Raw genomic sequence first — 6,422 nt, forward strand, 5'->3', positions numbered from 1 at the left:
GCGGCGCGTACGGGCGCTGCCGGTGCTGCCACCGGGGTGATCGGGCGCTGTTCGTCTTCCGGGCGCATCGGGCGCCGCTTGCGGGTCTCGACAACGACCGCCTTGGTGCGACCGCGGCCCATATCCTGGCGCACGGTGCCCTGGCTTACGCCCGACGGTTTCAGGGTCAGAGTCTTCTTGCCCGGGCCGTTCAGTGTCTTGTCGTCATTGCTATCGGTCATTCGTTCCCGTTCCTTCGGACAGGGAGCGATGACGTCATCAGTCCCTGTCAATCAAAATGTCGATCAATGACATCGGGCCGGACAAGTCCGGTGACCGTATCATTGTTTTTGCCGGCCAGCGCCGCCCGCTGCCCGGGACTGACCGCCATTGCGGTACTGTTCGAGCATCTTTGCGCGCTTCACTACACCCTCACCCGCCTGCCCTGCAAGCACTGCAGCATGGATAAAAGCGTTCTGACCCATCAGGCCTTCCATTTCGCTCTCCGAGAAGAGTTTGTAGGAAGGTATTTCCTCCTCGGTCTCCATTCCGAGGTGCCAGGCCTTGCGGGCCTGGTCGATCTTTCTCACGCCGTCGGCCGCCGCGTCCGTTGCATGGAACACGGCAAGCGCCGCGCCACTGCGGATCGCGGCATCCACCTTCGAGGCGCCGGTGATGAACTGTCCGGCCTTGCGGGCCATGTTCATCATCTGCATCAGTTGCTGCATCAGCAGCTTGTCGACGGTCTCGCCGAGATCGGCGGCCGCCTTCACATCCGTTTTCAGGGCGCGGGCGAAGGATTTCTTCGCCACCGCCTTGTCGACCAGAGCGCGGTCGATCTTCACCCAGCAGCCGCGACCCGGAAGCTGACGCTTCAGGTCGGCCACCACCGTCCCATCGGGAGCGGCGACGAAGCGGATCAGCTCATCCGGCGATCCGCTTTCGCGCGTCACGATGCACATGCGACCATTCACGTCATAACCTGCAAGATCGTCGTCCTCAGGAGAAACGGTAGGCTCACGCGCAGACATTAAACTTCCTGCTCGGCCTCGGGAGCTTCTTCAGCTTCCGCTTCCTTCGCAAGGTCCTCTTCGGTGATCCAGCCAGCCGCGAGGCGGGCCTGAACGACCATCTGTTCAGCTTCGACGCGCGAAACGTCGAACTTCGAGAACAGGCCCTCGAACTTCTTGGTCTCGCCGTTCTTGCGCTCGCTCCAGCCGACGAGATCGTCGGCTGCGCAGCCGGCGAAGTCTTCCATCGTCTTGATGCCGTCCTCACCGAGGGCAACCATCATCTGGGCGGTCATGCCGTCGATGCCACGCAGTTCGTCGGAAACGCCGAGCGCCTTGCGCTTCTCGTCCATCTCGGCTTCGAGCTTTTCGAGATATTCGCGGGCGCGGGTCTGGATTTCCTGCGCGGTGTCTTCGTCGAAACCGTCGATCGAGGCGATTTCGTCGAGTTCGACGTAAGCGAGCTCCTCAACGGCGGCGAAGCCTTCGGAGGCCAGAACCTGGCCGACCATTTCGTCGACGTCGAGCGAATCCATGAACAGGTTGGTGCGCTCGTTGAATTCCTTCTGACGGCGTTCCGATTCTTCGGCTTCCGTCATGATGTCGATATCCCAGCCGGTCAGCTGCGAAGCGAGGCGAACGTTCTGACCGCGGCGGCCGATGGCCAGCGACAGCTGCTCGTCCGGAACCACGACTTCGATGCGCTCGGCATCTTCATCGAGAACGACCTTGGCGACTTCAGCCGGCTGCAGGGCGTTGACGACGAAGGTCGCCGGGTCCTGCGACCAGGGAATGATGTCGATCTTTTCGCCCTGAAGCTCGCCGACAACGGCCTGAACGCGCGAACCACGCATACCGACGCAGGCACCAACAGGATCGATCGAACTGTCGTTCGAGATCACGGCGATCTTGGCGCGCGAACCCGGATCGCGGGCAACCGACTTCACCTGGATGATGCCGTCGTAGATTTCCGGCACTTCCATGGTGAAGAGCTTGACCATGAACTGCGGATGCGTGCGCGACAGGAAGATCTGCGGACCGCGCTGTTCGCGACGAACGTCATATACGTATGCACGGACGCGATCGCCATAGCGGACGTTTTCGCGCGGGATCATTTCGTCGCGGCGGATGATGCCTTCGCCACGGCCGAGGTCGACGATGACGTTGCCGTATTCGACGCGCTTGACGGTGCCGTTGACGATCTCGCCGACGCGATCCTTGAATTCGTCGAACTGGCGATCACGCTCGGCTTCGCGGACCTTCTGGACGATGACCTGCTTGGCGGACTGGGCGGCGATACGGCCGAAATCCATCGGCGGCAGCGGATCGGCGATGAAATCGCCAAGGGCTGCGTCCGGGTTACGGTCGCGGGCCAGCTCGAGCGGGATCTGCGTCGAGTAGTCCTCGGCAGCCTCGACAACCTCGAGAAGACGCTGGAGGCGGATTTCGCCGGTCTTCGGGTTGATGTCGGCGCGGATGTTGGATTCAGTGCCGTAGCGCGAGCGCGCCGCCTTCTGGATCGCGTCCGCCATCGCGGCGAGCACGATCTCGCGGTCGATGACCTTTTCGCGGGCGACTGCATCTGCGATCTGCAGAAGTTCGAGCCGGTTCGCACTGACTGCCATGTGTTTTGTCTCCGTCTAGGCGTCCAGGCTTCCCTTGCCCGGCGCCACAAGTTGATCGGTTTATTCTTCGTCTTCCGCTTCGTTCTGGTTCGCGGCCTCTGCCTTCGCCAGCTTGTCGGCGCGCAGGGCATCACGGATCAGATCGTCGGTCAGAATGAGTTTCGCATCGGCAAGCGCCGTGAACGGAATGACGATCGCCTTTTCCTCGCCGGCCGGAGCTTCGTCACGCTCGAGCGTGAAGCCATCGACGTCGCTGGAAACGATCTTGCCGCGGAAGCGCTTGCGACCACCGACGATGATCGAGGTCTCGCACTTCAGGAGATGGCCCTGCCAGCGCACGAAATCGGACTTGCGCACCATCGGGCGATCGATGCCGGGCGACGACACTTCCAGATGATACTCTTTATCGATCGGATCTTCCACATCGAGAACAGGAGAAACGGCCACCGAGACCTCCTCGCAGCCTTCGACATCCATGGTTCCGTCGTTGCGCTCGGCCATGATCTGCATGGTGGCGCCGTTCTGGTTGAGCATGCGCACGCGGATCAGGCGGTAGCCGAGGTCGATGAGGACAGGCTCGATGATGGCGGCGAGGCGCTGGTCGAGGCCAGTCTCGGTGATCAGCCGCGGCTCAAGTTCATTGTCTGCGTTCGTCGAATCCGACAAGCGATGCGCTCCTAAGCGATATTTTCGGGCGATCGCGGTAATAAAAAAGAGCGGGTCCTTGCGGCCCACTCCTCATCAATGCGATCAAGATTTGAGAGCCATATAGGCCCGTTTCCGCGAAATAGCAAGCTCCATCGGCGGTGCGGCGCGGTTGCGGCAGGCACTCGGTGGCCTTGATCGCCGTTTCGCTTATATAGCTTGGCGCAGCGCATGGCATTCGACGGGAGGAATCGTGGCCTATACTTCATCGACACTGGCACCGCTCAGGCACGAGACCTACCGCACCATCTGGTTCGCCAGCATCGCCTCTAACTTCGGCGGCCTGATCCAGGCGGTCGGCGCCGCGTGGATGATGACCATGATCACCGCGTCGGGCGACATGGTGGCGCTGGTGCAGACCTCCACCGCTCTGCCGATCATGCTCTTCTCGCTGGTTTCGGGCGCGCTGGCCGACAGCTTCGACAGACGGCGGGTGATGCTGACGGCGCAGTGTTTCATGCTGGCGGTCTCGGCGCTGCTCAGCATCTTCGCCTTCTTCGGCATCCTCTCTCCCTGGCTTCTCCTGTTCTTCACCTTCCTGCTCGGCTGCGGCACGGCGCTCAACAATCCCTCCTGGCAGGCGTCGGTGGGAGACATGGTGCCGCGCGCCGATCTGCCCGGCGCGGTGACGCTGAACAGCGTCGGCTTCAACATTACCCGCAGCGTCGGGCCGGCGATCGGCGGCATCATCGTCGCGGCCGCCGGCGCTGCTGCTGCCTTCGCCGTCAATACGATGAGCTATTTCGCGCTGATCTATGCGCTGATGCGCTGGAAGCCGACCTATCCCGCGACCACGCTGCCGCGCGAGGCGCTCGGGAGCGCCATCTTCGCCGGGCTGCGCTACATCTCGATGTCGCCCAACCTGCAGAAAGTCATGCTGCGCGGGCTGATCTTCGGCATCAGCGCCAGCTCGATCCTGGCACTCCTGCCGATCGTGGCGCTGGAGTTGGTGGTCGGCGGCCCGCTCACCTACGGCCTGATGCTCGGCTCCTTCGGCATCGGCGCTATCGGCGGCGCGGTGCTGAACGCAAGGCTGCGCGAGCGCTTCTCCAGCGAGACGATCGTGCGCCTGTCGTTTGCCGGCTTCGCGCTCAGCGCCGCGATTGCCGCCTTCAGCCCGGTTTCGGCGGTCACCTGCTTGGGATTGGTGATCTCGGGCGCCTGCTGGGTGCTGGCGCTGTCGCTGTTCAACACCATCGTGCAGCTGTCGACGCCGCGCTGGGTGGTCGGCCGGGCGCTGTCGCTCTACCAGACCGTGACCTTCGGCGGGATTGCCGGGGGCAGCTGGATCTGGGGTATCGCCGCCGACAATTACGGCGTCGCCAACGCGCTGCTGATGTCGGCTGTCGTCATGCTGCTCGGCATCGTCATCGGGCTGAAATTCGCCATGCCTGCTTTCGAGACGCTCAACCTCGATCCGCTCAACCGCTTCACCGAGCCGTCGCTCGGCCTCGATATCACGCCGCGCAGCGGGCCTGTGGTCATCCAGGTCGATTACGAGATCGACGATCTCGACGTGCCGGAATTCCTGAAGCTGATGGGCGAGCGGCGGCGCATCCGCATCCGCGACGGCGCCCGCAACTGGGCGCTGATGCGCGATCTGGAAAAGCCGGGCTCCTGGACCGAGACCTACCACACGCCGACCTGGGTCGAGTATATCCGCCACAACCAGCGGCGAACCCAGGTGGACGGCGAAAACACCGACCGGCTAAGGGCGCTGCATCGCGGCGAAGCGGGGCCGCATGTGCACCGGATGATCGAACGCCAGGCCATTCCGCCCAGCGACGACCTGTTCTTCAAGGCGCATATCGACCTGCACCACTAGAATTTACTTGAGCTTGCCGATCATGTGGGCCTCGGGATAGCAGGTCGGCTTCATGCCGTTCTTTTCCTGCCACTGGCCGATGGAGCGGCGCGTCTTGTAGCCGGGCAGGCCATCGGAACCGCCGACATCGTAGCCCTTCTTTTCCAGCGCCTTCTGCATGGTGGCGACATCCGAGCGCAGCATCTTGCCGACATCGCCCCAGGCGCCTTCGAACGCGCCGGAGCCATAGGCGATGCGGTCCGCGAGATTGCCGATGTAGAGCGCGTAGAGATCGGAATTGTTGTATTCCTTGATGACGTAGAAATTCGGCGTCACCAGGAATTCCGGCCCGTCGCGGCCGGCCGGCACCATCATCATGCCCGTCGCGTTCTTCTCGCCCGAGGGGAAGGCCTTGCCGGAGATGCGGTCGATGCCGAGCGAATTCCAGTGGGCGATCGGCTTGCCGAGATCGGGCCCTTCCTGCGCACAGGAGACGTTTTCGGGGATCGTCACCTCGTAGCCCCAGCTGCGGTTTGCCTGCCAGCCCTTCTTGACCAGGAAGTTGGCGATCGAGGCCAGCGTATCGGGAACCGAGGTCCAGATGTTGCGGTGACCGTCGCCATCGAAGTCGACGGCGTATTTCAGATAGCTCGTCGGCATGAACTGCGGCTGGCCGAGCGCGCCGGCCGACGATCCCTTGAAATCGGCCGCCGCGACATCACCGCCGTCGATGATGTGCAGACCGGCAATCAGCTCGGTGCGGAACATCTCCTTGCGGGTGGACATGAAGGCCTTGGTGGCCAGCACCTCGATGCCCGAATTCGGAATCTTGGCAGCGCCGAAGCCGGTCTCGCGGCCCCAGATGGCGAGCACGATCGAGCCGGGCACGCCATAGGTCTTCTCGATCTTCTTCAGCGTCGAGGCGTACTGCGTCTGGAAGCTGCGGCCGGTGACGGCCAGGCGCTTCAGCCGGTCATCGTTGAAATAGGGCGCCGGCGAGGAGAACTCGGCCTGCGTCTGCTTCTGCTGCTTCGGCGGCGGAAAGCCGGGAGGGGCGAGGTCGTTCAGCGACCAGTCGAGCGTGACGCCTGCGAATGCAGCCTTGAAGGTCTTTTCGGATATGCCGCCCTTTTGCGCTTCCGGCCAGAGGTCGGTTTGCACCCAGCGCTCGAACTGGGCTTCGACTTCGGCTTTCGAGGGGGCGGCGTGGGCGGTCGCTGCGAGGCTGAGGAGCAGGGAGAAGGTGGCAAGGGCGTACCGTGCAATACCCCCATCTGTCCTGCCGGACATCTCCCCCAC

General features: G+C 63.1%; 6 protein-coding genes. 1 reads left to right on the plus strand and 5 read right to left on the minus strand.

Annotation, left to right across the window (positions count from 1 at the left end; translation table 11 throughout):
* From B3605_RS02000 to rimP, 4 genes are all read right to left on the minus strand, one after another.
* Positions 1 to 221, minus strand: a 221-nt coding sequence (locus tag B3605_RS02000; protein WP_296431946.1) for a translation initiation factor IF-2 associated domain-containing protein, incomplete at its 3' end; no start/stop codon positions are given.
* A gap of 99 nt (positions 222 to 320) precedes the next feature.
* Complete coding sequence (locus B3605_RS02005) at positions 321 to 1,010, minus strand: RNA-binding protein (protein WP_047506545.1); 690 nt, start codon at positions 1,008 to 1,010, stop codon at positions 321 to 323.
* Positions 1,010 to 2,614, minus strand: a complete 1,605-nt coding sequence (gene nusA, locus B3605_RS02010) for a transcription termination factor NusA (protein ID WP_018899111.1) — start codon at positions 2,612 to 2,614, stop codon at positions 1,010 to 1,012. The genes B3605_RS02005 and nusA overlap by 1 nt, the downstream gene beginning before the upstream one ends.
* Before the next feature lie 60 nt (positions 2,615 to 2,674).
* The gene (gene rimP, locus B3605_RS02015; protein ID WP_047506543.1) at positions 2,675 to 3,280 is read right to left on the minus strand and encodes a ribosome maturation factor RimP; all 606 of its coding nucleotides are present in this window, start codon (positions 3,278 to 3,280) and stop codon (positions 2,675 to 2,677) included.
* A gap of 232 nt (positions 3,281 to 3,512) precedes the next feature.
* Here rimP and B3605_RS02020 point away from each other — a divergent pair, with 232 nt between their 5' ends.
* Positions 3,513 to 5,144 carry an MFS transporter gene (locus B3605_RS02020; protein WP_112944986.1) on the plus strand — a complete coding sequence of 544 codons (1,632 nt, stop codon included), beginning with the start codon at positions 3,513 to 3,515 and terminating at the stop codon, positions 5,142 to 5,144.
* A 3-nt stretch (positions 5,145 to 5,147) separates the two neighbouring features.
* Here the strand turns inward: B3605_RS02020 and B3605_RS02025 are convergent, their stop codons facing one another.
* Positions 5,148 to 6,413, minus strand: coding sequence for a lytic murein transglycosylase (locus tag B3605_RS02025; RefSeq protein WP_112944987.1), 1,266 nt, complete (start codon positions 6,411 to 6,413; stop codon positions 5,148 to 5,150).
* Positions 6,414 to 6,422 lie beyond the last annotated feature (9 nt).

Origin of the sequence: Rhizobium sp. UBA1881 (assembly GCF_002338015.1) — a bacterium.
Taxonomy (GTDB): domain Bacteria; phylum Pseudomonadota; class Alphaproteobacteria; order Rhizobiales; family Rhizobiaceae; genus Rhizobium.

Coding starts and splice junctions, on each gene's coding strand:
- nusA (WP_018899111.1), bottom strand. CDS start 2,614: ATGGCAGTCAGTGCGAACCGGCTCGAACTTCTGCAGATCGCAGATGCA.
- B3605_RS02025 (WP_112944987.1), bottom strand. CDS start 6,413: ATGTCCGGCAGGACAGATGGGGGTATTGCACGGTACGCCCTTGCCACC.
- B3605_RS02005 (WP_047506545.1), bottom strand. CDS start 1,010: ATGTCTGCGCGTGAGCCTACCGTTTCTCCTGAGGACGACGATCTTGCA.